Source organism: Bacteroides luhongzhouii, from assembly GCF_009193295.2.
Taxonomy (GTDB): domain Bacteria; phylum Bacteroidota; class Bacteroidia; order Bacteroidales; family Bacteroidaceae; genus Bacteroides; species Bacteroides luhongzhouii.
Map to the genome: position 1 here is coordinate 3591985 of NZ_CP059973.1, position 24179 is coordinate 3616163.

Genomic DNA, 24179 nt, shown 5'->3' on the forward strand with positions numbered 1-24179 from the left:
ACTCTTTATGTGGATTTAACAATCCAAAAGAGCTATCTTTTTTATCGACAATTTTACGGCCTTCTTGTTTGTGATACAATAAGTAATTGTCCTAAAACTACTGTAACTCTAAAGTAACAATGGATTTAGCAGGAAGTTTTACCTTCATTGTACCTTTATTGATTTTTACCTCTTTGAAAGGCGCCGGTTTTACAATATCAGGTTTTTCAAAAGAATTGTAATCGGTCAGTTTGGCAGAGGTCAGAATCTCTCCGACAGCTTTCTTAGCTTTCGTATCACCCAGATTGATGGTGATTTCCTGTGCTTCGTCAGTATCTACATTAGAAAGAGAAAGGTGAATCACTCCATCTTTGTTTTTGGAAGCTGTGGCGCTCACCATTGGTACCGTGCGGTTATCACGTACACTTATCTTTTCGCAGGTCAGGTCGATAGGAAGATACGTGGCATCCTGGTGTACTTTATACATTTTGAAGACATAATAAGTAGGAGTCAACACCATTTCTTTGTCTTTTGTCAGGATCATCGATTGAAGTACATTGACAATCTGTGCGATATTTGCCATCTTCAGACGGTCGGTATATTTGTGGAATACATCAAGACTTAAAGAAGCCACGAAAGCATCACGCAATGTGTTCTGCTGATACAGATGTCCTTTGATGGTTCCCGGTTCCTCATCCCACCAGGTTCCCCATTCGTCCAGTAAGAGAGCGATTTTCTTGTCCTTGTCATATTTGTCCATGATGGCACAATGTTTTTTTAGTACATCTTCCACTTCCAGACATTTGCCCATCGTCCAGTAATAATCATCCTTGTTGAATTGAGTGGCTGATCCTTTGCTGCCACTCCATCCGGTTACGGTATAATAGTGCAGAGAAAGACCGTCCATCCGATGTCCTACACGATTCATCAATACATCTGTCCATTTGTAATCATAGTCGCTTGCGCCACTGGCAATCTTGAACAAACGGTTGCCGTCATAATTACGGCAATAAGTAGAATAACGGCGATATAAGTCTGCGTAATATTCCGGACGCATGCTGCCGCCGCATCCCCAGCTTTCATTTCCTACACCGAGATATTTCAGTTTCCATGCTTTGTCTCGACCATTCTTACGGCGAAGGTTGGCCATAGGGGAGTCTCCGTCAGAAGTTATATATTCTACCCATTTGGCAAGCTCTTCCACTGTGCCGCTACCTACATTTCCGCTCACGTATGGTTCGCAACCCAGCATCTCGCAAAGATTCAAAAACTCGTGTGTTCCGAAACTGTTATCTTCAATGGTTCCGCCCCAGTTGTTATTCACCATCTTCGGACGGTTCTCTTTCGGACCAATGCCGTCCATCCAGTGGTATTCATCGGCAAAGCATCCGCCCGGCCAGCGAAGAACGGGAACGGACAAGTCTTTTAGTGCATTGAATACATCTGTGCGATATCCCTTGATGTTGGGAATATCCGAGTTTTCGCCTACCCAAAGACCACCGTAGATACATGAACCCAGATGTTCGGCAAACTGGCCGTAAATTTCCTTCGGTATGATTTCTTTGCCTTGATCGGCATGTACGGTTATGGTAGCACTCTTTTGTGCAGAAAGAGATACGGATGCTGCCAGAAAAGCCGTGCTGACTAATAGTTTTGCTTTCATAAATGGTATTTGTTTAATGATTATATAGATGTTTGATTTTGATGATGATTACTTTGAGGGGCATTTATTTTAGCAAACGCACTTCATAAATGGCAGAGGTCCATTCCGTCCCGTCAGGGATAAAACGTATCGGACAACTACCTGTATTCAGTTTTTGAGGCAGAACATAAGAAAGGGTTATGAAATCGTCTTTATCCGCTTCACTGATAGTAGGATGAACAGCCAACTTTTCGTCATTCAGAAGAATAGCCACTTTGTTACGGTCATCTTTCCGTACTGTAATCTGGAGGCGGCTTGCTTCCTCTTTCACTTTCAGCTGATAGCCGAACCAACCTTTGGCACGTCGGAAATGCCGGTCTTTATTCGTTCCTGTTTCTGCCCGCTCATACTGGATGTCATGGTCAGACTCCGGCTGCTGTTCGCCGGGGAAGATAAGGTCAATGGTTTGATTAGCCAATTCTGTTGCTTTTCGTTCAGCCGTTGCCATCTCTTCCTGAATCGCTTTAAATTGCTCTTCACTTGCCTGTCGGAAATAAACGGCATAACGGGAATTATGCAGGCGGAAGAACGGAACGAGTTCCAATGCTTTGCCTTGTGCAGGATAAACCTCTCCGTTATAGCTGAAAGTAATCCGGCTATTCTGTTCTTTCTGAAGAGACTTGCAGATTGAATCTGGATTTCCTATCAGCATCGGAACTTCTTGCAAAGGAATTTGTTTGCCATGAGCGATATGTCCGCCACGGCTGTCGTCGGCATATAGACCGTCAAGATGTTCTGTGCTCGTGGAAGCTGCAAGAACGATCGGGCCATATAAGAAAGCATAATAATCTTTCTTGTCGGGAATTTGTTCCACGCTGACTTTCATCGGCAAGTTGAAAGTAATGACATCTCCTTTTCTCCATTTGCGGGAGAGAGGAAGATACTGGTTACCTTTTGCCATAACGAATATTTTTCTTTTTCCATTGATGCTGACGCTATATCCTTTGGATTGGTTCGCCCATTCCGGAATACGTATCATTAAAGTACGTTTTTTCTTAGGCGCTTCATCTATTCGTAAAGTTACCTTGCCGTCATCGGGGAAACGGGTTTCCTGTGTCAAAGTAATGCCTTGCTCTTTCCAGGTCAGTTGTGAAGGGATGAAGAGATTGACATAAAGTGTGTCTTTCTGATACGCATAGATAAATTCACCGTATTTGGTATGATTCTCCAGGCCTGAACCTACACAGCACCACATTGATGTTTCCGGTTGTGAGTACACACGATAGTGTCCCGGACGCATAGGAGTGAAGTAGACAAATCCACCTTTATCCGGCTCTTGTGACGCTAGGATATGATTGTAAAGCGCACGTTCGTAATAGTTTACGTAGTTGGGGTCAGGTTCGTTCGTATGATGGGGATTGTGAGAATTCTGATAAAGCATTTTAGTAAGACGGAGCATGTTGTAAGTATTACAGGTCTCCGGTCCTTGAACGTCGTTTAGCATGGACGTGAAGTTATCCGACGGATGAAAATGTTCGCGGACGCTATTTCCTCCGATGCAGACAGAACGGTGATTGACTACCGTGTTCCAGAAAAAACGGGCGGCATGATCCCATTCTGCAGCATGATTCCAATTCTTGTCATCTTGTGAGAGTTCGGCAATTCGCTTGTAGCCGATCACTTTCGGAATCTGTGTGTTGGCGTGCATCCCCGTCAACTTATCTTCCTCTTTGATAAGCGGGTCTAAGATAAGCTTGTGAGAGAAACGGCGTGCCAGTTCCAGATATTTTTTGTTGCCTGTGATTTCGGCCACATCAGCGAAAGTCTCGTTTAATCCGCCATGTTCGCTGCGAAGCATATCCTGCATTTGTCCGTCGCTCAAACCGGAAGTGATGTCAATCATCCAGTCTGTAAAAGCAATAAGCATTTGGCGTGCAAGGTCGCTTCCTGCATAGAGATATGCATCCCGCAATCCGGCGTAAGTCTTATGTATATTGTATAGAGGCACCCATTTGCCGTTAAGGTCGAAACCTCCGGCACGGATCTTTCCTACTTTTATATCTTTCCAAAGTTGGAGGCTTCCCGGAGTTCCACCGATGAATCCTGTGCCGACAGTTTGTTGTGCCCGTTTCAACTCATTCAGCATGTAGTGGAGGCGATTATAGACTGCGGTATCTCCGGTGGCGGCATACATCATGGAAAGCGCGGATAAATAATGTCCGCCGATATGTCCGTCCAATCCGGTATTTTCCCAATTGGTGTAGCTGGGGGCTTTAGGCTGTAACCCGGCTTCGCGGAGAAAAGGAGCGAGCAGACGGTCGGGGTCTAATGCAAGTATGTAATGTAAATCAGTCTGTTGGGCTTGCAGAAACGGACTATCCAATAGTTTCACATTCTGTAAGGGGAAGTAAGATACCTGTGGAGTGTTTTGAGCTTTGACCAGTGAGCTGGACAGGACAAGTGCAAGTATGAACGAGGTGGTTTTCATAATAATAGTCTCCCCATCTCCCTCTCCAAAAGAGGAGAGGGGTGGAGATCATTAATGTTAATACTTAGTTAGGATTGATTATTGATAAACAGCGATTTATCGGCAATTTTTGATGAACAACAATGGATTGCCGATTGTCAATTATTTAAATTTGACTGCTGCTTCTTCGATAGGTAATCCTGCCTTATAGTTTTCGATGTATGTATTGAAACCGGCTACATCCTCGGGTGTAGGTGATACCTCGATACCCGCGTCACCGACAAATACGCTTTCATCCAGAAAATCGGCAAGAGATTGTTTCTTTTCATTGTTCACGAGGTAAGAACCTAACAGGGCAATACCCCAGGCACCACCTTCACCGGCTGTTTCCATCACAGAAATAGGTGAGTTGATAGCTGCAGCAAGTATTCTTTGACCTACTCCTTTTGTTCTGAATAATCCTCCATGACCTGTGATTCTGTCCACTTTGATTTTTTCTTCGTTGAACAGGATGTCATTGCCAATCTTGAGCACTCCTACTGAAGCATACAAGTGAGACCTCATAAAGTTTGCCAGGTTGAACTTGTCATTTGCCGAACGTACAAACAACGGTCTTCCGTCAGCAAATCCTGTTACAGGCTCGCCTGAAATATAATTGTATGAAAGCAAACCTCCGCAGTCGGTATCACCGGTGAGCGCAATATTGTAGAGTTTGCTATAGATTTCATCCATATCTACAGGTATGCCCAGAAGTTCCTGATATTCTTTGAACAGGTTAACCCATGCGTTGAGATCAGAAGTACAGTTGTTGCAATGCACCATCGCTACCAAACTTCCGTCAGGAGTGGTCACCATGTCAATCATTTCGTATGGCTTCGACAAATCTTTCTCCAATACAATCATAGAGAATGAAGAAGTACCTGCCGATACATTTCCGGTGCGTTGTTTGACTGCATTGGTTGCAACCATTCCGGTACCTGCGTCTCCTTCCGGTGGACAAACCGGTATTCCTGCCTTCAAATGACCCGATGCGTCGAGCTTTTTACTTCCTTCCGGAGTGAGGACACCGGCATTTTCACCTGCCGACAATACTTTAGGCAGAATATCCTCCAGTTTCCAGCTGTATTCTTTCGGAGCAATCAGTTTATCGAATTTAGCCACCATTTCAGCCGAGTAGTTGTTGGTTGTCGGATCGATAGGGAGCATACCCGATGCGTCGCCGATACCCAATACCTTTTTGCCGGTTATCTGCCAATGTACATAACCTGCCAGAGTAGTCAGGAAATCAATGTCATTCACATGCGCTTCATTGTCCAGGATAGCCTGGTACAAATGGGAAATGCTCCATCGCAGAGGAATGTTGTAGACAAACAGTTCTGATAAAGCAGCAGCTGCCCGACCTGTATTCGTATTTCTCCAAGTGCGGAAAGGCACGAGGATTTCTTCTTTTTTGTTGAACGGCATATAACCATGCATCATGGCGCTGACACCGATAGCGGCCAGCGTTTCAATCTCTATGCCGTATAAGTTCTTTACGTTCGTGCGAAGGTCAGCGTAGCAGTCTTGCAGTCCCGACCAGATAGCTTCAATGCTATAAGTCCAGAGTCCGTCAACTAACTGGTTTTCCCAAGTGTGGCTGCCTTGAGCAATGGGCTTGTTTTCCTGGTCAATCAACACAGCTTTTATCCGTGTTGACCCCAGTTCTATACCAAGAATGGCTTTGCCAGCTTCGATGGTTGATTTTGCGTCTAATTTCATGTTGAAATCAATCTTTAAGGTTTAGCAAAGCGCTTTATTCAACATGTAATAAACTTCGTTCATACGCAGTTCTTTCTTGAAGCAGCTGATCGTAGTATCCTTGTTGATATGTACCATTTCGATACCTGCGATTTCAGCATAATCTTCCCAATATTCTGCTGTCAGGTCGTAAGAGAAGCAAGAGTGGTGAGTTCCACCAGCCAGAATCCATGCACCTGCACCCACTTCGAGGTTAGGCATCGGAATCCAGAGAGCAGAGGCAACCGGCAACTTGGGCAGCGGTTTCGGTTCGATGCATTCCACATCGTTCACAATCAGACGGAAGCGGTTACCCATATCTACTATTGTAGCAGTGCATCCTGCGCCTGTTTTTGAAGTAAATACCAATCTTGCTGTTTGGCTCTTGCGGATCCCTATACCAAGGAAGTGTACTTCCAGGCGAGGTTTGTTGGCAGCGATAAGCGGACAGATTTCCAACATGTGTGATTGCAGGATAGAGCTGTTGGCGCCGTCGAAGTTCAGTGTATAGTCTTCCAGGAATGAACAACCTTTGGGGAGTCCCTGATTCATTACCCATACCGTACGGTAAAGAGCAGCCGATTTCCAGTCACCTTCAGCGCCGAATCCATAACCTTCTGCCATCAGACGTTGTGAAGCAAGCCCCGGGATCTGATCGAAACCATTGTATTCGATGTCGCCCAAATCGTCGAAGTTGGTCGTAAATCCTTTAGCGCCTTTAGCTTTCAGGATAGCACGCATGGCAAGTTCAGCTTTAGCGGCATTCCATACTTTTTGATAAGCTTCGGTCGATTTGTCTTCCAAAGAAGCATCGTGGTCGTATTCTTTGAAGTAAGTAGCTACCAGTGCATCTACATCTTCATTCTTGATTTCTTTGTGGTATTCCATCAATTCGCTTACCGGGCAATAATCTACGTGGTAGCCCATACGTTGTTCAGCTTCTACCTTATCACCGTCGGTTACAGCTACGTTGTTCATCTGGTCACCGAAACGGATAATCAGCATATCCTGTGAATCTGCCCAACCGGCACAAACACGCATCCAGACAGCGATCTTGTGCAAAGTGTCTTCCTCTTTCCAGTAACCTACCACTACTTTACGACGGATACGCATACGAGTACAGATGTGTCCGAATTCGCGGTCACCGTGAGCTGACTGGTTCAGGTTCATGAAGTCCATGTCCATTGTATCCCAAGGAATTTCCTTGTTGAACTGTGTGTGCAGGTGCAACAACGGCTTCTTCAACTGTTGCAGGCCATGAATCCACATCTTAGCAGGAGAGAAAGTATGCATCCAAGTGATTACGCCGACACATTTTTCATCGTTATTGGCTGCTTTGAAAACAGTTTCCACTTCTTTAGAAGAGTTGGCAGTACCCTTATATACCACCTTAACAGGGAGTTTACCGGATTCATTCAGTCCGTTTACCATTTCATTAGAGTGTGCGTCTACTGCGATTACTGCGTCACCTCCGTACAGAAGCTGAGCTCCTGTTACGAACCATACTTCATATTGATCAAATACGTTATTCATAATGTTATTGCTTTAATTTTTAATATCTATTTTTTAGTTGTTACTGTCCATAATAAGCATTCGGACCATGCTTGCGACTGAAATGTTTTTCTACCAGCAATGGGTTCATTGTTAAATTCGGGTTTACCGCATAAGCGATACTTGCCATTTTGGCTACCTGTTCCATTACCACAGCGTTGTGTACAGCATCGTGCGCGTCTTTCCCCCAAGAAAAAGGACCGTGATTCTTCACCAACACTCCCGGTGTGTGTACAGGATTCAATCCTTCAAAACGTTTTACTATCACATTACCGGTTTCCAGTTCGTAAGCGCCTTTCACTTCGGCTTCCGTCATATCTGCTGTGCAGGGAATGGCATCATGGAAATAATCCGCGTGAGTCGTTCCGATGTTCGGAATGTCGCATCCCGCCTGTGCCCAGGCAGTCGCATAAGTAGAGTGAGTGTGTACCACTCCGCCAATCTCCGGAAATGCTTTGTAAAGCACTACGTGAGTAGGAGTATCCGAGGATGGCTTCAGCCGTCCTTCAACGACCTTGCCATCCAGATCCACTACTACCATATCTTCTGCTTTCATGTCATCATAACTTACGCCACTGGGTTTGATTACTACCAGTCCGCTTTCACGGTCGATAGCAGAAACATTACCCCAGGTAAAGATGACTAATCCATGCTTTACCAATTCGAGATTGGCATGAAATACTTTTTCTTTTAGTTCTTCCAGCATAATGATTAGATTTTAAATTTCGGGTCTTTGCGGTAAGCCTTGCCGTTGAACTTATACAAGGCAGCCCCCCGTTTGGAACCCAGTTTATCAATTTTATCAGTCTTTTCTATATAATCCATTTCAGCCACTCTTTTACGGAAATTCCGTTTATCCATCGGTTCGTCGTAAATCGCTTCATATAGACTTTGCAGTTGAGACAACGTAAAGAGTTTCGGAAGCAGATTGAATCCGATAGGTTCTACGGATGCTTTCTGTTTCATCAGTTCCCGTGCTTTTTCTACCATTTCAGGATGGTCGAAGATAAGCGGGGGAAGTTCGTTCATATTCACCCAGTAAGCATTGTGCTTCTGAACCAGTTTCCGGTCATACTCATTGATGTTAATCAATGCATAGTAAGCCACAGAGATAACCCGTTCGCCCGGATCGCGGTCGATAGCTCCAAAAGCTCCTACCTGTTCCATATAAACGTTTTCCAGTCCGGTAAGCTCATGCAATACACGTTTGGCGGCATCATCCACACTTTCATTGTTTTGCACAAATCCTCCCATCAGTGACCATTCACCCATTGCCGGCTCGAAGTTTCTCTTCAACAATAATAGGCTGATTTCCCCTTCGTAGAAACCAAAGATGATGCAGTCGATACCGACATAGAAGGTGGGATTCGAGCTGTAATAAGCCTCTCCCCGGTCCTTTCCAGAGGAGAGGGAGTTCGAGCTTATCATTGACTCTTGTGAATTATCTTTATCCATTAGATTGTATTTTTTTGTAATAAACAGCCTTCGTAAGCAAGCCTTCAGGCTCCCTCTCCTTGGGAGAGAGGGCGAAGGTCCTTTTTACCAGAAATACCAGTAGAAAGCAGCTGTAATAGCCAGGATAATTACAGTATGAATAATATCCCAGTGATTCCAGCTTGTACGTGTAGCAGCTTTTTGCTCTTTGGTAGCTGTTCCGAATACTAGTCCCTGAATCTTTTCTGCAGTAGGTGCTTTTGTTGCCAGACTGACTACAATTACTACAATAATACAGAACAGGAACATCCATCCGCAGAAGAACAACCAGTTCATGTCATAGAACAGATATTTAAAGGTAGAATCCGCTACTTCACCTGCATTGCTATAATACACCTTAGCCCCCAGACGAGTTAAACCAATGACCATACCGGAGATTAATCCCCACATACCACCTTGTGCGGAAGTACGTTTCCAACAAATACCCAGTAAAAAGGCTGCCGCGATACCAGGCGCCAATACAGACTGAACATCCTGCAAGTAAGTGTAAAGTACATCACCTACACTTCGCATGATAGGAATCCATAGAATACCTAAAATAACGATTACAACTGTGGCAACCTGACCGATCCCCACCAGTTTCTTCTCCGGAGTTTCCGGTCTGAAACGTTTGTAAAAGTCAATAGTAAACAACATCGCTGACGAGTTAAACAGGGATGCGAGAGAACTCATTAAAGCAGCAAGAATGCCACATACTACCAGACCTTTCACACCGGCAGGAAGTAATTTGGCTACTAATGTCGGGAAAGCGGCATCGGCATTTGCTGTTCCGTTAGCCAGCAACGGCAAGAAACCTTCACCACCAGTACCGATATATTTCTGGTGTAATGCAAATGCGATCATACCAGGAATCAAGAAAAGGAATACGGGTAACAGTTTTAGATAAGCACCGAAAATAGTACCACGACGAGCTTCCATTTCATTTTTACCTGAAAGTACACGTTGAACGATGAATTGGTCGGTACACCAGTACCAGAAACCGATAATAGCCGAACCGATCAAAGCACCCAGCCAAGGGAAGTTTGCGTCATCATTGCTACGGATCAGGTTAGTCATTGTATCGCCGTAATCATTTACGGTAACAGCCCCACAGACTCTCATCATTTCGTCCCATCCGCCTAATTCTTTGAAGCCGAGTACCAGAATTATTAATGATCCTAGCAGTAGGATAGGGGTTTGAAGAACAGAAGTGTAAAGAACTGATTTCATACCACCGAAGATAGTATAAAGTGCCGTTAATACTACCAGACCGATGGCTGCAATCCAGAAGAAATCAATACCCCAAAGTTCTTTGATACCGAATACCTGTTGGAATACGAGGCCACCGGCATATACGGTTACGGCTACTTTGGTTAAGACATAACTAACCAAAGAGATGACCGACAGGATTGTACGTGATTGAGGATTATAGCGGCGTTCCAGAAATTCCGGCATTGTATATACCATGCTTCGTGTGTAGAAGGGTACAAATACCCATCCCAGAATCAAGATCATCCATCCCTGAATTTCCCAGTGTGCCATAGCCATACCACTGGATGCGCCGGCTCCTGCCAGTCCGATCAAGTGTTCCGAACCGATGTTTGATGCAAAAATAGAGGCACCGATCGCGAGCCATGTTGCGTCGCGTCCGCCTAAGAAATAGTCTGCCGAGTCATTTTGTTTTTGTCTGACTACCCAAACAATAATACCGATCAGAGCCAGGAAAAAGACTCCGATTACCAGCCAATCTAATGTTTCCACAATAAAAATGATTTATAAGTTAATATTATTTCTCTACAGAGAATTTGAAAATACATTCGCTATTATAAGTTTGTCCCGGTTCCAGTACAACAGAAGGCCAGTCTGCCTTGTTAGGGCTGTCAGGATAGTGTTGTGTTTCCAGGCAGACAGAAGCACGTTGGTTGTAAACGATGCCTTTCTTTCCGGTTACGGTTCCATCGAGGAAGTTTCCTGTGTAAACCTGTACCCCCGGTTCATTGGTATATACTTCCAGAGTGATACCACTTTCAGGTGAGGTAAGTTTTGCGGCAACTTGAGAAAGATCTCCCTTTGTGTTGAGTACCCAGTTGTGGTCATATCCTTTTCCGTTCTTCAGCTGAACGAAATCGTAGTTGTCGATCTCTTTGCCTACAGCTTTTGGAGTCGTAAAGTCCATCGGAGTGTCTTTTACCGGAGCGATTTCGCCTGTCGTCATAAAGGTACTGTCTACCGGAGTATAATAGTCTGCGTTCACATACAATATATTGTCGGTTGAAGCTTTTGACGGATCACCAGCCAGGTTGAAGTAAGAGTGGTTGGTCATATTGATGATCGTCTTTTTATCGGTAGTTGCGCTATATTTGATATCGATAGCGTTGTCTTCAGTCAGTTTGTAAGTCACTTTAGCTGTTACATTACCGGGGAAATTTTCGTCTCCGTCCGGTGAGACAAGTGTCAGTTCCAGCGTTGTCGGATCAATCAGATTAGCTTCATAAACTTTGTATTGCCAACCTTTCGGACCTCCGTGCAGGCAGTGGCCGAAATTGTTTTGCGGCAGTTGGATCGTGTCACCGTCCAATGCGAAACGTCCCTGGTTGATACGGTTCGCATAGCGTCCGATAGAAGCACCAAAGTCGCTGGGTACATTAATATAGTCAGCAATGCTGTCAAAACCTAAAACTACATCCTGCATCTTACCGTTCTTGTCGGGTACCATGACAGACACGATACGTCCTCCGAAGTTAGTGACGCATACTTCCATGCCTGCCTTGTTCTTTAAGGTGTAAAGAGCAGTTTTGGCATTGTTCACTTCTGTTTGAAATTTTACCGGATCAAGACCGGACAAAGTCAGCTCGGAAACCGGCTTGTTATTGCATGCAACCAGCATCAGCGCGGCAAATCCTGCAAGTAGAAAATGTTTTTTCATGGTTTTATTTTTAATGAAAATGAGATATTTATCTTATTTTGGGTGTAAAAGTAACACTTTTGTTTGGTGTATCAAATACACTCTTATATGTTGTGCAGCATAAATGGTGTGTTTTATTATTTTCCATATAATAGAGTGGGTTAATAAGTGCTTTTTGATCTGGTTTCGTATTCTAAATATCAGATGCGGATGGAAAATTGTGCAAATGAATTCGGGTACGGGGAAATAAGTAGAATTAATTAGATATTATCAGATCAATAGATTTTAGATTTTTGTTAATTGTAAAAAGTAAAGGCGGCTCCCATCACGGAAGCCGCCCTTCTTACTTATTTAATAACGAATAAATTCTTATTCCAGTCTACGAGAACCGTCACCGATTACTACGTCATACACTTTCGGGCTTCTGCCGAATTTAGCTTTGAAAGCAGCTTTTGTTTTTTCAACGAAGTTATCATACAGCTCATCCTTAACAAGGTTGATAGTACAACCACCGAAGCCACCACCCATTACGCGTGAACCGGTTACACCGTATTCCTTAGCGCAGTCATTCAGGAAGTCGAGTTCTTCGCAGCTTACTTCGTACAGCTTGCTCATGCCATGGTGAGTTTCGTACATCTTCTGGCCAACAGTTTCGTAATCATCCTTTTCCAATGCCTCGCAAACATCGAGTACACGCTGGATTTCTTCGATTACATATTCTGCACGCATATAGTCTTCAGCGCTGATATCAGCTTTCGCTTCTTCCAGCATAGCCATTGTACAGTCACGCAGGAATTCTACGTGCGGATGTTTTTTCTGGATAGCGGCAACAGCAGCTTCACAGCTTTGGCGACGCTTGTTGTAAGCCGAAGAAGCCAATTCATGTTTAACCACTGAATCCATCAGAACCAGACGATAGCCTTCCGGATGGAATGGGAAATACTGATATTCCAGTGAACGGCAATCCAAACGGATCAAGCTGCCGGCTTTACCGAATACGGAAGCAAACTGGTCCATGATGCCACAGTTAACACCGCAGTAGTTATGTTCTGTTGCCTGGCCCACTTTAGCCAATTCGAATTTATCTATTTTGTTTTCACCGAACAGTTCATTCAATGCGAAAGCATAAGTACTTTCCAAAGCTGCAGAAGAAGACATACCTGCACCCAGAGGCACATCACCTGCAAAAGCAGTATTGAATCCCTTCACGTTAACACCGCGTTTAATCATTTCACGGCATACACCGAAAATATATCTTGCCCAGCTGGCACGTGGAGCGTCCTCTTCGTTCAGACCAAATTCTACATAGTCTTTCAAGTCGATAGAGTAAGCTCTCACCTTGTCAGTACCGTTCGGTTTGATTTCAGCAATCATGCCTTTGTCTACGGCTCCCGGAAATACGAATCCACCATTGTAGTCAGTGTGTTCACCGATCAGATTGATACGGCCCGGAGAAGCATATAAAAATCCAGTAGTTCCGTCAAAGTGTTTAATGAAGCGACTTCTTACGTATTCTGTATCCATGATATTTATATTTTAAAGGTGAATAAATTGAATTCTATTCTATTAAATTATTCCACAGGAATATCCTTGTTCACATTTTTGCAACCTACCAGGCCGTAGAACAGCAGGTAAGCAAGTGCGGCAATGATAACCCAGTAGCTAGGCATGAAACCAGCGATGTCAGCCACCCAACCTTGAATAACAGGCAGGATACCTCCACCACAAACCAATACCATAAACAGACCGGAAGCAGCAGCCAAATATTTTCCTAATCCCTCTACTGCAAGGTTGAAGATACCACCCCACATGATAGAAGTACAAAGACCTACTAATACCAAATACATAGCGTTGATAGGTACTTCTGCAAAACCGAATGATAAACCTCCGGTAGCACTCTGTTGAAGTACAGGCAGGTTAACCAATGTTCCTGTAGAAGAGAAGATAGCGAGGAATACTAAAATCAAACCCAGCGCAGATGTAAACGTAAGCATCGCTTTACTGGAGATTTTAGCACCGAGTGATGCGCCGGCCAGACGACCGATCAACATTAAGAACCAATAAGTTCCTGCCACGAAACCTGAAATCGTAGAAGCGATACCTGCTCCTCCTTTTTCTATTGGGTCTGTCAGGAATAGATTCAACGTACCCGGTACACCTACTTCAATACCTACATATACAAAGATTGCAATAGCTCCCAAGATGAAATGACGGAACTTTAAAGCACCCTTCATCAATTTACCGATAGGTTCTGTTGCAGCATTGGCATTGGGTTCGGGGATTTGTACAAACAAAAGAACGAAGAATGCGAAAGCGAACACAGCCATAGCAGTGTACATCACAGGGAATATTTGAGAAATAGTCGCTTTTTCGATAGATCCGGCGATCAGGATACCTACAAACATCGGAGTAATGGTAGCCATTACAGAGTTGAAAGATCCACCTACCTGGATAAGCTGGTTACCTTTGTTACCTTCGCCACCCAGTTTGTTCAACATCGGGTTTACAACAGTGTTAAGCAAACACATAGAGAAACCAGCTACGAACGCACCAATCAAATAAACGGCAAATGCCATTTCCGGGCTTGAATGACCGGATAAGAATTGGATACCTACGCCAATGAAACCGATAGCTACTGCGATAAGTGCTGTTTTCTTATAGCCTACGCGTTGTAACAGGATACCGCTCGGAATACCCATTACTGCATAAGCAATAAAGTTTCCGAAGTTTCCCAGCATACCTAATGCGTTTGATACGTCGAACTGGTTTTTCAACACGATACCCATAGGAGCAGCGAGGTTGGTAACAAATGAAATCATACCGAAAAGGAAAATCATCGTAATGATTGCAATGATTTTACCGTTCTTTTTTTCTTGTGTCATGGTTCAAAAAAAATGTTAGTTTATAAAATTAGGTTAGTTATTTTTGAGATTATTATTCTTCCACAGTAAACTTGTAGACAGTGATCTGTTGGTATTCATCACCCGGCAGCAAAGTAGCCGATGGGAAATGCGGTTTGTTCGGAGTATCCGGGAAACACTGCGCTTCAAAGCAGATAGCGCTTCTTGCTGGGAATGTAGCTCCGTGTGCGCCTTCAAATCCGTTCAGCCAGTTGCCCGTATAGAGTTGCACGCCGGCTTCGGTAGTATACACTTCCATGATACGACCGCTTTTCGGGTCTTTGCAAGTAGCAGCCAGGTCGAGTGAGCCGTTTTCTATCTTGTTCAGTACATAGCAATGGTCGTAGCCGGCACCGAAAATCAGTTGTTGGAATTTGTCATTGATACGTTCGCCTACGGTATGCGGAGTGCGGAAATCCATCGGAGTCCCCTCTACTTTGGCAATTTCGCCCGTTGGGATAGAAACTTCATCGATAGGCGTATAGAAATCAGCGTTGATAGTAACGATGTGGTCGTTGACGGTAGGAGTAGGAGTGGAGATACCGGCGAGATTGAAGAAACCGTGGTTAGTCAGATTAACGACTGTGGCTTTGTCGGTTGTTGCGCGGTATTCGATAGTCAGTGCATTTACTTCGTTTTCCAGGCGGTAGGTCATTTCTACTTCCAGGTTGCCGGGGAATCCTTCTTCTCCATCAGCAGAAATATAGTTGAATTGCACTGTGCTCTCGTCAAGTTGTATAGCGTCCCATACACGAGCGTGGAAACCGGTAGGTCCTCCATGCAGGGAGTTAGGTCCGTTGTTGATTGTGAGTTCATGTTCTTCGCCGAACAGAGTGAATTTTCCTTTGGCGATGCGGTTGCCGTAGCGTCCGATAGTAGTGCTTAGGAAAGGTTCCGGGCTGTTGATGACGTGGTCGATGCTGTCGTGTCCGAGGATTACATTGGCATACTTACCGTTTTTGTCCGGTACCATAATAGAAAGAATGGCGCATCCGTAATTTGTTACAGCTACTTCCATTCCCTTTGCGTTTTTGAGGATAAATAAATCGGTTTTCTTATCATTTATATCCTTTTGGAAATCTTTCCGGCTGAGCCCTGATAGATTCCCTTCTGTTGGGAATGTGTTATTCATGTCTGGTATTATTAAAATTTCCTGCAAATAAAGGGAAATTCTTTCTTTCTCACAAATTATTCCGACTAAATATAGTAGATGCTTTAGGAAAGTTTAGCTTTATTACTTCATCTTCTTCGGATATAAAAGCAAAAGATTATTTCTTAAATGAATTTTCATCCTCCTTTTCTTAAAAACTGAACTATTTTTTGTATGTTTGTTCCCGGATTGTAACAATCCGAGCGAATTTAATCTAAGTTTATAACAAGAAAAACAAAAATGTATCCATTAAAATTCGAACCTATTCTGAAGCAGACGCTTTGGGGGGGCGACAAAATTATTCCGTTCAAGCATTTGAACTCAGACTTGAAAGGAGTAGGAGAAAGCTGGGAGATTTCCGGCGTTGAGGACAATGAATCCGTAGTGGCTAATGGTCCGGATAAAGGTTTAACTTTGGCCGATATGGTAAGAAAGTATCGTGAGGAACTGGTTGGTGAAGCGAATTATGCCCGTTTCGGCAACAAATTTCCGCTGCTCATTAAGTTCATCGACGCCAAACAGGATTTGTCAATCCAGGTACACCCAACAGATGAATTGGCGAAGAAACGCCATAATTCGATGGGAAAAACCGAGATGTGGTATGTGGTAGATGCCGACAAAGGAGCTAAGTTGCGTTCAGGATTCTCTGAACAGATTACCCCGAAAGAATATAAAGAACGCGTGTTGAACAATACGATTACCGACGTATTGCAGGAATATGAGATCCATCCGGGTGATGTGTTCTTCCTTCCTGCCGGACGTGTACACAGCATCGGGGCAGGCTCTTTCATCGCCGAGATTCAGCAAACCTCTGATATAACTTATCGTATCTACGATTTCAACCGTAAAGATGCGAATGGTAAAACCCGCGAACTTCACACCGATTTAGCCCGTGAAGCCATCAACTACGAAGTGTTGGATGACTATCGCACTAAATACGAACCGCTGAAGGACGAACCGGTAGAACTGGTTGCCTGCACCTACTTCACGACTTCTCTGTATGACATGACTGAAGAAATCAGTTGCGACTATTCAGAACTCGATTCATTCGTGATCTTTATCTGTATGGAAGGATCCTGCAAGATGAGAGACAATGAAGGTAATGAACTGACTGTTAGTGCAGGAGAATCTATCTTGTTGCCTGCTACCACGCAAGATGTCACTATCACTCCCGAAGGAGGAAATGTGAAATTGCTGGAAACATACGTATAGTGGTATCCCGCATATCGTTTAAGTCATCCGGCTTTGATCCATTGTAAGGATGGGCAAAGCCGGATGTTTTTTATAGAATGATTCGTTCTTTTGCCGTTTGCCAAATGGCATAATATATAAAATAACTAATGATGTAATGAGAAACAAAAAAGGATTTAGCCGGTGTGCGGAATTCTACATCGGCCGTTTACGAAAGGAGGGACGCCATTCTACGGCGCATGTCTACAAGAATGCTCTCTTTTCTTTCGGTAAGTTTTGTGGCACGTTCAATGTGTCGTTCAGACAAATCACCCGTGAGAGTTTACGGCGTTATAGTCAGTATCTTTACGAGTGTGGCTTGAAGCCCAACACGATTTCTACGTATATGCGTATGCTTCGTAGTATCTACAATCGGGGAGTGGAGGCGGGTGGCGCGCCTTATGTGCCACGATTATTTCATGATGTTTATACCGGGGTGGATGTTCGTCAGAAAAAGGCTTTGCCTGCTGTCGAATTGCATAAGCTTTTGTATGAAGATCCCAAGTCGGAGCGTTTACGCCGTACGCAGGCTATTGCTGCCCTGATGTTCCAGTTTTGTGGAATGTCATTTGCCGATTTAGCCCATCTGGAGAAGTCGGCCTTGAATCAGAATGTGTTGCGATACAATCGTATTAAAACCAAAACTCCGATGAGCGTGGAAGTACTTGATACTGCAAAGGAAATGATTAATCAGCTCCGTAACAGGGGAGATTCTCATCCCGATTGTCCGGATTATCTGTTTGACATTCTTAGCGGCGATCGGAAACGTCAGGATGAAAGAGGTTACCGGGAGTATCAGTCAGCTCTCCGCCGATTCAACAATCGTTTGAAAGATTTGGCAAGAGCCTTACGTCTGCAATCTCCTGTCACTTCCTACACGCTTCGCCATTCCTGGGCAACGACAGCGAAGTATCGGGGAGTACCAATTGAAATGATTAGTGAATCATTGGGCCATAAATCTATTAAAACCACACAAATCTATTTAAAAGGCTTTGGGCTTAAAGAACGTACGGAGGTAAATAAAGGGAATTTATCTTACGTTAGAAACTGCTGTGTAGGCAGGGATAAGAGTGTAAAGTTCTGATAATCAGAACTGGTGTATGTGTGTTACTTCTTAGGTAACGGAACTTAAATTTGACGCAAAGATAGACAAAAACATAGATAGTAAGCAAATATTCTTCCATTTTTTTTCATTTTATCTAAAATATAGGGAAAAAACTATCTGAACATGAAATAACTTTATTTTCATGCTCTATACTTTTTATTGCCTAATCTCCGGATTTTTCCTGTTGAGTATTAGGCAGTTTCCTTCTTACGCCCTATTTCTATATGTGATTTCCATTTTTTATTGAGATGTGTGCCTTGTGTATGTATTGTCCGTTACCTAAGAAGTAACGGAATAACATGGGGTAAAAAAAACATGATTTTAACAAAACCAAAATCACTTAGTGCTGGGCCTAGCGATGGGACAGGGGAAGGCGTAGCACACTCTAAACGCTGGTATGTTGCTCTGGTTCGAATGCACCACGAGAAGAAGGTAGCCGAACGTTTAGACAAAATGGGGATCGAGAATTTCGTTCCTGTCCAACAAGAAATTCATCAGTGGAGTGACCGTCGTAAGATGGTGGAGTCTGTCCTTCTTCCAATGATGGTGTTTGTTCACGTTAATCCGAAAGAACGCAAAGAAGTTCTGGGTTTTTCTACAGTCAGCCGTTATATGGTGATGCGAGGTGAGAGTTCTCCAGCGGTAATTCCAGATGAGCAGATGGCTCGTTTTCGTTTCATGCTCGACTATTCAGAGGAAGCTATTTGTATGAACAGCTCCCCTTTGGCACGTGGTGAGAAGGTTCGTGTTGTGAAAGGACCTCTGACCGGGCTGGTTGGTGAACTGGTCAATGTAGATGGTAAAAGCAAGATTGCCGTCCGGTTGAATATGCTGGGATGCGCTTGCGTTAATATGCCTATTGGTTATGTCGAGGCTATCTGCGAGAAAAACTAGTACTCGTTCATCATTTATCCACAATTTACATGAATATGAAGTTTTCTTGTGCTTTTGCACTGATATTCTCTTTCTTCTTCTTTTCGGCTTGTCAATCCTATAAGAAAGTACCTTATTTGCAGGATGCGGAGATTTTGAAACAGGCGAATACGCAAGTAGCCCCTGTTCAGGACGCCAGGTTGATACCGGGAGATGAGGTTTCCATTCTTGTTTCTACTTCCGATCCGGTTGTTTCGCAGCCATTCAATGCGCAAGGCAGTACCTTTCTGTTGGATGACCAGGGAAATATCAATTATCCGGTTTTGGGTAAACTTCCTTTAAACGGATTAACGAGCCGCGAAGCTGAAAACCTGATAACGGAGAGACTGAAATCTTACGTGAAAGAAAGACCTACGGTAGTAGTCCGTATGTCTGGCTTTAAAGTTTCGGTTTTGGGAGAAGTGGCGTCTCCGGGTGTTTATCCGGTGGTGAATGAGCAGATCAATGTACTCGAAGCCCTTGCCATGGCAGGAGATCTGACCATTTATGGTGTTCGTGATAATGTGAAACTAATCCGCGAAGACAAGAACGGGCATAAACAGTTTGTTACACTCAATCTGAACGACGCGGATTTGTTATTATCTCCTTACTATCAGTTGCAACAGAATGACATCCTGTATGTCACTCCCAATAAAACCAAAGCACAGAGCGCGGACATCGGCACAAGTACTACGATGTGGGTTTCGGGATTTTCTATCTTAGTGTCTATTGCCAGTCTGCTGGTCAATATACTTAGATGATCCTTACAACTCTCCATATTCTTTGATACAGTTAAAACACGGACATTCCTTCATCGGATTTAAATCATGATGGCCTACAATCAATGCTTTGGGGAATCTTTTTCTCAATTCGCGGAGCAAAGCGAGCAAAGAACCTCGTTGCGCCAATGTACGTGTGTCTTGGGGACGTCCGGCAATATCCAGCCCTCCTTCGTAACAAATACCTATCGAATGGGTGTTATGGTTACGGCAGTGTGCCCCGACCTTTTCCAGAGGACGGCCTTGGCAAATTTCTCCATTGCGGGTGATGTAGAAATGGTAACCGATGTCACGGAATCCACGGTGTTGGATATGATCTTGTCGGCAAGCCTCTGCCGAAAGGAATTTTCCTTCCGGCGTGGCACTGCAATGAATGATAATCAGCGTGATGGTGCGCATGGAGCTACATACAACTTTGTACTCCGATCAAGCCTCCGATAGCGGTGGCAACGGTGATAATCACTTTGATAATGAAGCTCCATACGGAGCGGGGAGAAGATGAATTACTCATGACATTGTTTTTTTAAAGATTAAAAATTGGATTTAGATAAGATAAGTCCTTCACTAAATGAAGGACTTACAGAAGATAAGAAACTAGGATTAGGCAGCCGGGTCAGGTGCTTCACCGCTTCCGCCTGGATTCGGATCAGGAGTATTGCCTGAATCGGAATCTCCACCAGGGGTAGTTGGTTTCTGATACTCCGCTTGCTGCTTCAGTTGACTGTCGAGTTTCAGGTTGGTAGTCGACAAATTACCGGTGGCACGAGCTTTCAGGCGCATACCTGTGATGTTTTTCTCTAACGAAAAATCTTCCAGTGTTTCAGCCGCCTTACTTCGGATGCCTACCCCAAAGATGGCAAGGTCGTCGATTTTCACGCATTTGCCGTCGAGCAGCAATTCTTTGATGCAGTCTACCATGTCAGAAAGTACACCTTTGATGACACCACCGGAATACGGTGAATTGTGTTTCGACATGTGTTCGGCAAGCTTGGCCAAATCAAACGTCTCGTCGCTTACCGCACGGGCGAACCACTTGCCTGCATTCAGGCCTTTCTGCTGTTGGTTTTGATAAATTTTGTAACGAATCATAAAATAATAAATTAAAGGGTTAAACATATTGTCCGGGGATTCTTTTCCCTTCCGACAATACAAAGATACTACCCTGAAACATCGATAAATCAATTGTTTGCGATTGCGCACGATTGTTGTCAATTATATGTCGTAATGGTCGTTTATTCAATGGAAAAGCGTTGGTTATGTGGTACTATTTTGTTATTTTTGTAACTGTAAATCAAAATTTTATCCATTATGACCGAATTCAAAATACGTGCCTATGGGCGCATGGAACTGGCGCAACTTTATTCTCCGACACTTACCGACATTGCTGCTTATCGAAAAATGAAGAAATGGATCTCTTTATGTCCCGGACTTCTGCAACGTCTGTACGACTTAGGGTACGAATCAAAGCGTCGCTCATTCACACCGTTGGAGGTGAGAGTGATTGTGGACGCCTTGGGAGAACCTTGAAGAAGTTGAGAGTTGAGAATTGAGAGTTGAAAAATGAAAGTGGGAAATGGCGAGAGGAATAGAAGCGTTTTGTGTGGGATAAAGCGGTGCTTTATGGTTGCTAAACCTATGCTTTACGAACGCTAAAGCGATGCTTTATTAAAATACAAGAAATACACTTTTACTCCCGTTTCCCTAACACACGCACACATGCGTGCGCGTATAAATGCCTTTATCGTCTGCGTTGGTAAACAACCCTTTCTTTATCAGACGGTTCAACCAGCCGAAAGCAGTGTTAGGTTTGATTTTCATGACTGTAGCCTGCTCCGACAACTGTGCACGGGTGAATTGGTTGCCCATCGCTTCGAAAAGTGCATCCCGGTCGGCATTGGCTCTATGTTTGACTTCTGTGGAAGGAAGAAAAGACAAGATATGCGTGGCATGACGATAAAGCGGAGTTACAAGCTCCAGGACCGCTTTAAAATCTTCAGTGGTGATCGTTACATCCCAACGGGTGATAATGCCGTCTTTGATATTATCAGTGGTAATCTCCTTATCAGGAGTAAGCAGATGGATAGAAGAATTCTTGAATTGGTAAGGTTGATCACATTCCAGTGCACGTATCATAGCTACTTCCGCCATGATGCGGCACGTGTTGACAGCCAGTCGGGCGATGGAACTGCTCATTTCGTTGTCGTTGGCAAGCCCCGAACGGAAGAACAAATCGGAAAAGAGAGTGTTGAACTCTTGCTTTTGCTCATCGGTGAGCCGGAGCGTATGGACTCCATGGGTTTTCATCAGGTCGAGTTGCTTTTTCCATTCCAGGCCTATGTCTGTGAAGATAGCTTCCAGATCGGCTTCGCCACTTTCAAACTGATTGATCCATGCCCATATACCATGCATGTAATAAAACAGTTGGCGCGAGAACAAGCCGTTCTCTGTCGAGGGAATAAGTGGTTTCACTTGTGCGGGCGTACCGGAAAGCAGGACGGACAGATAGCTTTTCTTTACTTCCCGGTATTCCTGGTCGGTACGCCGGTTGTACGACAAACGGTCATGGTCGAACGCTTTGCGGAGCGTGTCGCTCCAGTGTCCGTATTCCGAGCCGATGGCAGCAGAAATAGTATCTGCTTCCGTTTCGCAGATAAGTCCCGTGCCGTTGGCATCCATGATATTTTGCAAAATACCTGTTCCGGTGTTATTGCCCGAGATGAGAAACATTCTGTTTTTGGGCATTTGGGGAGCTTCCACTTTGCTACGCTCTTTTCCCATGACGTCGTAGGCGGCTTTCTCTTTTTTGTAAGCCTTGACCTCTTCCGCTACTTGCTGGCGGATCTCGTCATGGATAGGTTCGACGAGCAGACGGATAAGCGAAAGAATTCCCTTGCCCGAGGCAGAAGGAGCCACGATGAAACTTTGCAGGCAAGGAGACTGGAGTTTGCCGGCGTATGGACATCTTACATATCGTTCCATGCTGGCACCTATGGCAGTCAATGCTCCGAGCAGCATGACATCACGCTGGGTAGGGCTGGTGGCATAGCTCATGATGAGCAAGAGGATTTTCGGCCAGTCCGCTTCGGGGAAAGTGGGCAATGGCTGGTTCGGGTCACTGCCGTTCAGCAGTTCTTCGGATTCGTCCGGTTCGTCATTCTCCACCTTATTATATACGTGTGCGTGTGTGAGAACTTTGGACGGTGTATTTTCCGTATTTTTTGTATTTTTACGGTTGTTCATAACTTCTTCTTTGCAGAGGATTACACCTGCCATCTCAGCAAGATGGAAAGCCGTGCCCAGGTGCACTTCTCCATGTTGGGTAGTGAGAGTATTGGAGAATATCCGTTCGGCATGTTCACGTTGATACTTGGCGGACACCCGGCACAAACGATGAAAAAACTCACGTCCCGCTTCGCCGCAATCTGTTGCGATGGCGAATGCCAGTTGTACATATTCAGCATAGGTAGGAGCAATATCCGCTCCTGCAGTTTCAACCGCTTCAGTGAGGCGGCGTAAAGATTCAATATCAGTCATTATTTTGATTTATGATTTATAATTATGTTTTATGGTTATTCGTTGGTGGTTCTAAATAATGCACCCGGATCATGGCAAAGGAAACAGGATCTCACAATGTCTTTACCGGAAAAGTCCACGCCTTTTTTCTTTTCTCCGAAAGGAGGAGGTGTTCCTGTACCATAGATCATTACAGTGTATAGCATTGCTAACTTCATTTTTTCCGTGATACAGTTTGCGTTATCGGCCATGGGTAAATGATTGTAGGGTATAAAGGCTTTTACGCCCCGTCCGCTAGGACTGATAAACGTGAGCACAGGGTGGAGAAGAGGGTCATTGAACAACGTTTTACGCATCTCCACTGCTTCCTGATAGGAGGTGAGATAGTCTATATCTACTACTGTTAGGAGGGAAGGATCTATGAGGCATTTGCTGCTGCGACGCGAGAACGTACCACAGGGAGTCACGTATGGTAATAGTGATGCTTTTGCCGTCCGTATATCTGCGGAGTTGCGTACTTGTTCGGTCAGAACTTTGAGATTCTCGTTGCAGGTAATCATTTGAAAGACTTGCTCTACGGAGACTTCGCAGCTGGGAATAAGCGTAGGAGGAGTAACTAATTGTCCGTGTTCGTCTTTAATGGGCGCAATGGGAGGCATGAAATAAGACATTCTAAAATCGTTTGTCATAACGTATCTAATTATTGATTATCGCCTTGAATTTTCAAAACGCGGGGCGAAGGTAGGAATAGCTTTTAAATCAACTGTTCTGACATATCAGAACAGTTATAGATAGAA

21 protein-coding genes are annotated in these 24179 nt (G+C 44.3%); 5 read left to right on the forward strand and 16 right to left on the reverse strand.

What is annotated here, in order from left to right; genetic code table 11:
* Positions 1-97: 97 nt before the first annotated feature.
* From GD631_RS13070 to GD631_RS13120, 11 genes are all read right to left on the reverse strand, one after another.
* Positions 98-1642 carry an alpha-N-arabinofuranosidase gene (locus GD631_RS13070; RefSeq protein WP_143257388.1) on the reverse strand — a complete coding sequence of 515 codons (1545 nt, stop codon included), beginning with the start codon at positions 1640-1642 and terminating at the stop codon, positions 98-100.
* Between the two features lie 64 nt (positions 1643-1706).
* Positions 1707-4109: a beta-L-arabinofuranosidase gene (locus GD631_RS13075; protein WP_143257389.1), complete on the reverse strand. Its 2403-nt coding sequence runs from the start codon at positions 4107-4109 to the stop codon at positions 1707-1709.
* A gap of 141 nt (positions 4110-4250) precedes the next feature.
* Entirely contained in the window at positions 4251-5846 is a 1596-nt protein-coding gene (locus tag GD631_RS13080; RefSeq protein WP_143257390.1) for a xylulokinase, read from the reverse strand.
* A 21-nt stretch (positions 5847-5867) separates the two neighbouring features.
* Positions 5868-7397 (reverse strand): L-arabinose isomerase, encoded by a 1530-nt coding sequence (araA, locus tag GD631_RS13085; protein ID WP_143257391.1) that lies wholly within the window; start codon positions 7395-7397, stop codon positions 5868-5870.
* A 40-nt stretch (positions 7398-7437) separates the two neighbouring features.
* The gene (locus tag GD631_RS13090) at positions 7438-8121 is read right to left on the reverse strand and encodes an L-ribulose-5-phosphate 4-epimerase (protein WP_004309172.1); all 684 of its coding nucleotides are present in this window, start codon (positions 8119-8121) and stop codon (positions 7438-7440) included.
* A gap of 5 nt (positions 8122-8126) precedes the next feature.
* Positions 8127-8843, reverse strand: a complete 717-nt coding sequence (locus GD631_RS13095) for an NUDIX hydrolase (RefSeq protein WP_143257626.1) — start codon at positions 8841-8843, stop codon at positions 8127-8129.
* 111 nt (positions 8844-8954) lie between these two features.
* Positions 8955-10649 (reverse strand): sodium:solute symporter, encoded by a 1695-nt coding sequence (locus GD631_RS13100; RefSeq protein ID WP_143257392.1) that lies wholly within the window; start codon positions 10647-10649, stop codon positions 8955-8957.
* 25 nt (positions 10650-10674) lie between these two features.
* Complete coding sequence (locus GD631_RS13105) at positions 10675-11814, reverse strand: aldose epimerase family protein (RefSeq protein WP_143257393.1); 1140 nt, start codon at positions 11812-11814, stop codon at positions 10675-10677.
* 348 nt (positions 11815-12162) lie between these two features.
* Positions 12163-13317, reverse strand: coding sequence for a galactokinase (gene galK / locus GD631_RS13110; RefSeq protein WP_143257394.1), 1155 nt, complete (start codon positions 13315-13317; stop codon positions 12163-12165).
* A 47-nt stretch (positions 13318-13364) separates the two neighbouring features.
* Complete coding sequence (locus GD631_RS13115) at positions 13365-14675, reverse strand: MFS transporter (RefSeq protein WP_143257395.1); 1311 nt, start codon at positions 14673-14675, stop codon at positions 13365-13367.
* Positions 14676-14727: 52 nt separating this feature from the next.
* Positions 14728-15825, reverse strand: a complete 1098-nt coding sequence (locus tag GD631_RS13120) for an aldose epimerase family protein (protein ID WP_143257396.1) — start codon at positions 15823-15825, stop codon at positions 14728-14730.
* A 258-nt stretch (positions 15826-16083) separates the two neighbouring features.
* Between GD631_RS13120 and GD631_RS13125 the strand changes: the two genes are divergently transcribed.
* The 4 genes from GD631_RS13125 to GD631_RS13140 all read left to right on the forward strand — a co-directional run bounded on the left by GD631_RS13125 (position 16084) and on the right by GD631_RS13140 (position 19851).
* The gene (locus GD631_RS13125; RefSeq protein WP_143257397.1) at positions 16084-17055 is read left to right on the forward strand and encodes a type I phosphomannose isomerase catalytic subunit; all 972 of its coding nucleotides are present in this window, start codon (positions 16084-16086) and stop codon (positions 17053-17055) included.
* 136 nt (positions 17056-17191) lie between these two features.
* Entirely contained in the window at positions 17192-18157 is a 966-nt protein-coding gene (locus tag GD631_RS13130; protein WP_143257398.1) for a tyrosine-type DNA invertase cluster 3b, read from the forward strand.
* A gap of 336 nt (positions 18158-18493) precedes the next feature.
* Positions 18494-19072: a UpxY family transcription antiterminator gene (locus GD631_RS13135; protein ID WP_143257627.1), complete on the forward strand. Its 579-nt coding sequence runs from the start codon at positions 18494-18496 to the stop codon at positions 19070-19072.
* Positions 19073-19101: 29 nt separating this feature from the next.
* Complete coding sequence (locus GD631_RS13140) at positions 19102-19851, forward strand: polysaccharide biosynthesis/export family protein (RefSeq protein ID WP_143257399.1); 750 nt, start codon at positions 19102-19104, stop codon at positions 19849-19851.
* A gap of 3 nt (positions 19852-19854) precedes the next feature.
* Here the strand turns inward: GD631_RS13140 and GD631_RS13145 are convergent, their stop codons facing one another.
* The 3 genes from GD631_RS13145 to GD631_RS13155 all read right to left on the reverse strand — a co-directional run bounded on the left by GD631_RS13145 (position 19855) and on the right by GD631_RS13155 (position 20958).
* Positions 19855-20268: an N-acetylmuramoyl-L-alanine amidase gene (locus GD631_RS13145; protein ID WP_143257400.1), complete on the reverse strand. Its 414-nt coding sequence runs from the start codon at positions 20266-20268 to the stop codon at positions 19855-19857.
* 4 nt (positions 20269-20272) lie between these two features.
* The gene (locus tag GD631_RS13150) at positions 20273-20380 is read right to left on the reverse strand and encodes a smalltalk protein (protein WP_004297473.1); all 108 of its coding nucleotides are present in this window, start codon (positions 20378-20380) and stop codon (positions 20273-20275) included.
* A gap of 89 nt (positions 20381-20469) precedes the next feature.
* On the reverse strand, positions 20470-20958 hold the full coding sequence (locus tag GD631_RS13155; RefSeq protein WP_074637223.1) for an HU family DNA-binding protein: 489 nt from the start codon (positions 20956-20958) through the stop codon (positions 20470-20472).
* Between the two features lie 219 nt (positions 20959-21177).
* On the opposite strand from GD631_RS13155, the gene GD631_RS13160 reads away from it, so the two are divergent.
* Positions 21178-21396 (forward strand): DUF4248 domain-containing protein, encoded by a 219-nt coding sequence (locus tag GD631_RS13160; RefSeq protein WP_004313208.1) that lies wholly within the window; start codon positions 21178-21180, stop codon positions 21394-21396.
* A gap of 174 nt (positions 21397-21570) precedes the next feature.
* Here the strand turns inward: GD631_RS13160 and GD631_RS13165 are convergent, their stop codons facing one another.
* Together GD631_RS13165 and GD631_RS13170 are read right to left on the reverse strand one after the other, a co-directional pair.
* On the reverse strand, positions 21571-23403 hold the full coding sequence (locus GD631_RS13165) for a DUF3987 domain-containing protein (RefSeq protein WP_143257401.1): 1833 nt from the start codon (positions 23401-23403) through the stop codon (positions 21571-21573).
* A gap of 35 nt (positions 23404-23438) precedes the next feature.
* A complete protein-coding gene (locus GD631_RS13170) occupies positions 23439-24071 on the reverse strand; it encodes a BT4734/BF3469 family protein (protein ID WP_143257402.1) in 633 nt (210 codons plus the stop codon).
* Between the last annotated feature and the right edge of the window lie 108 nt (positions 24072-24179).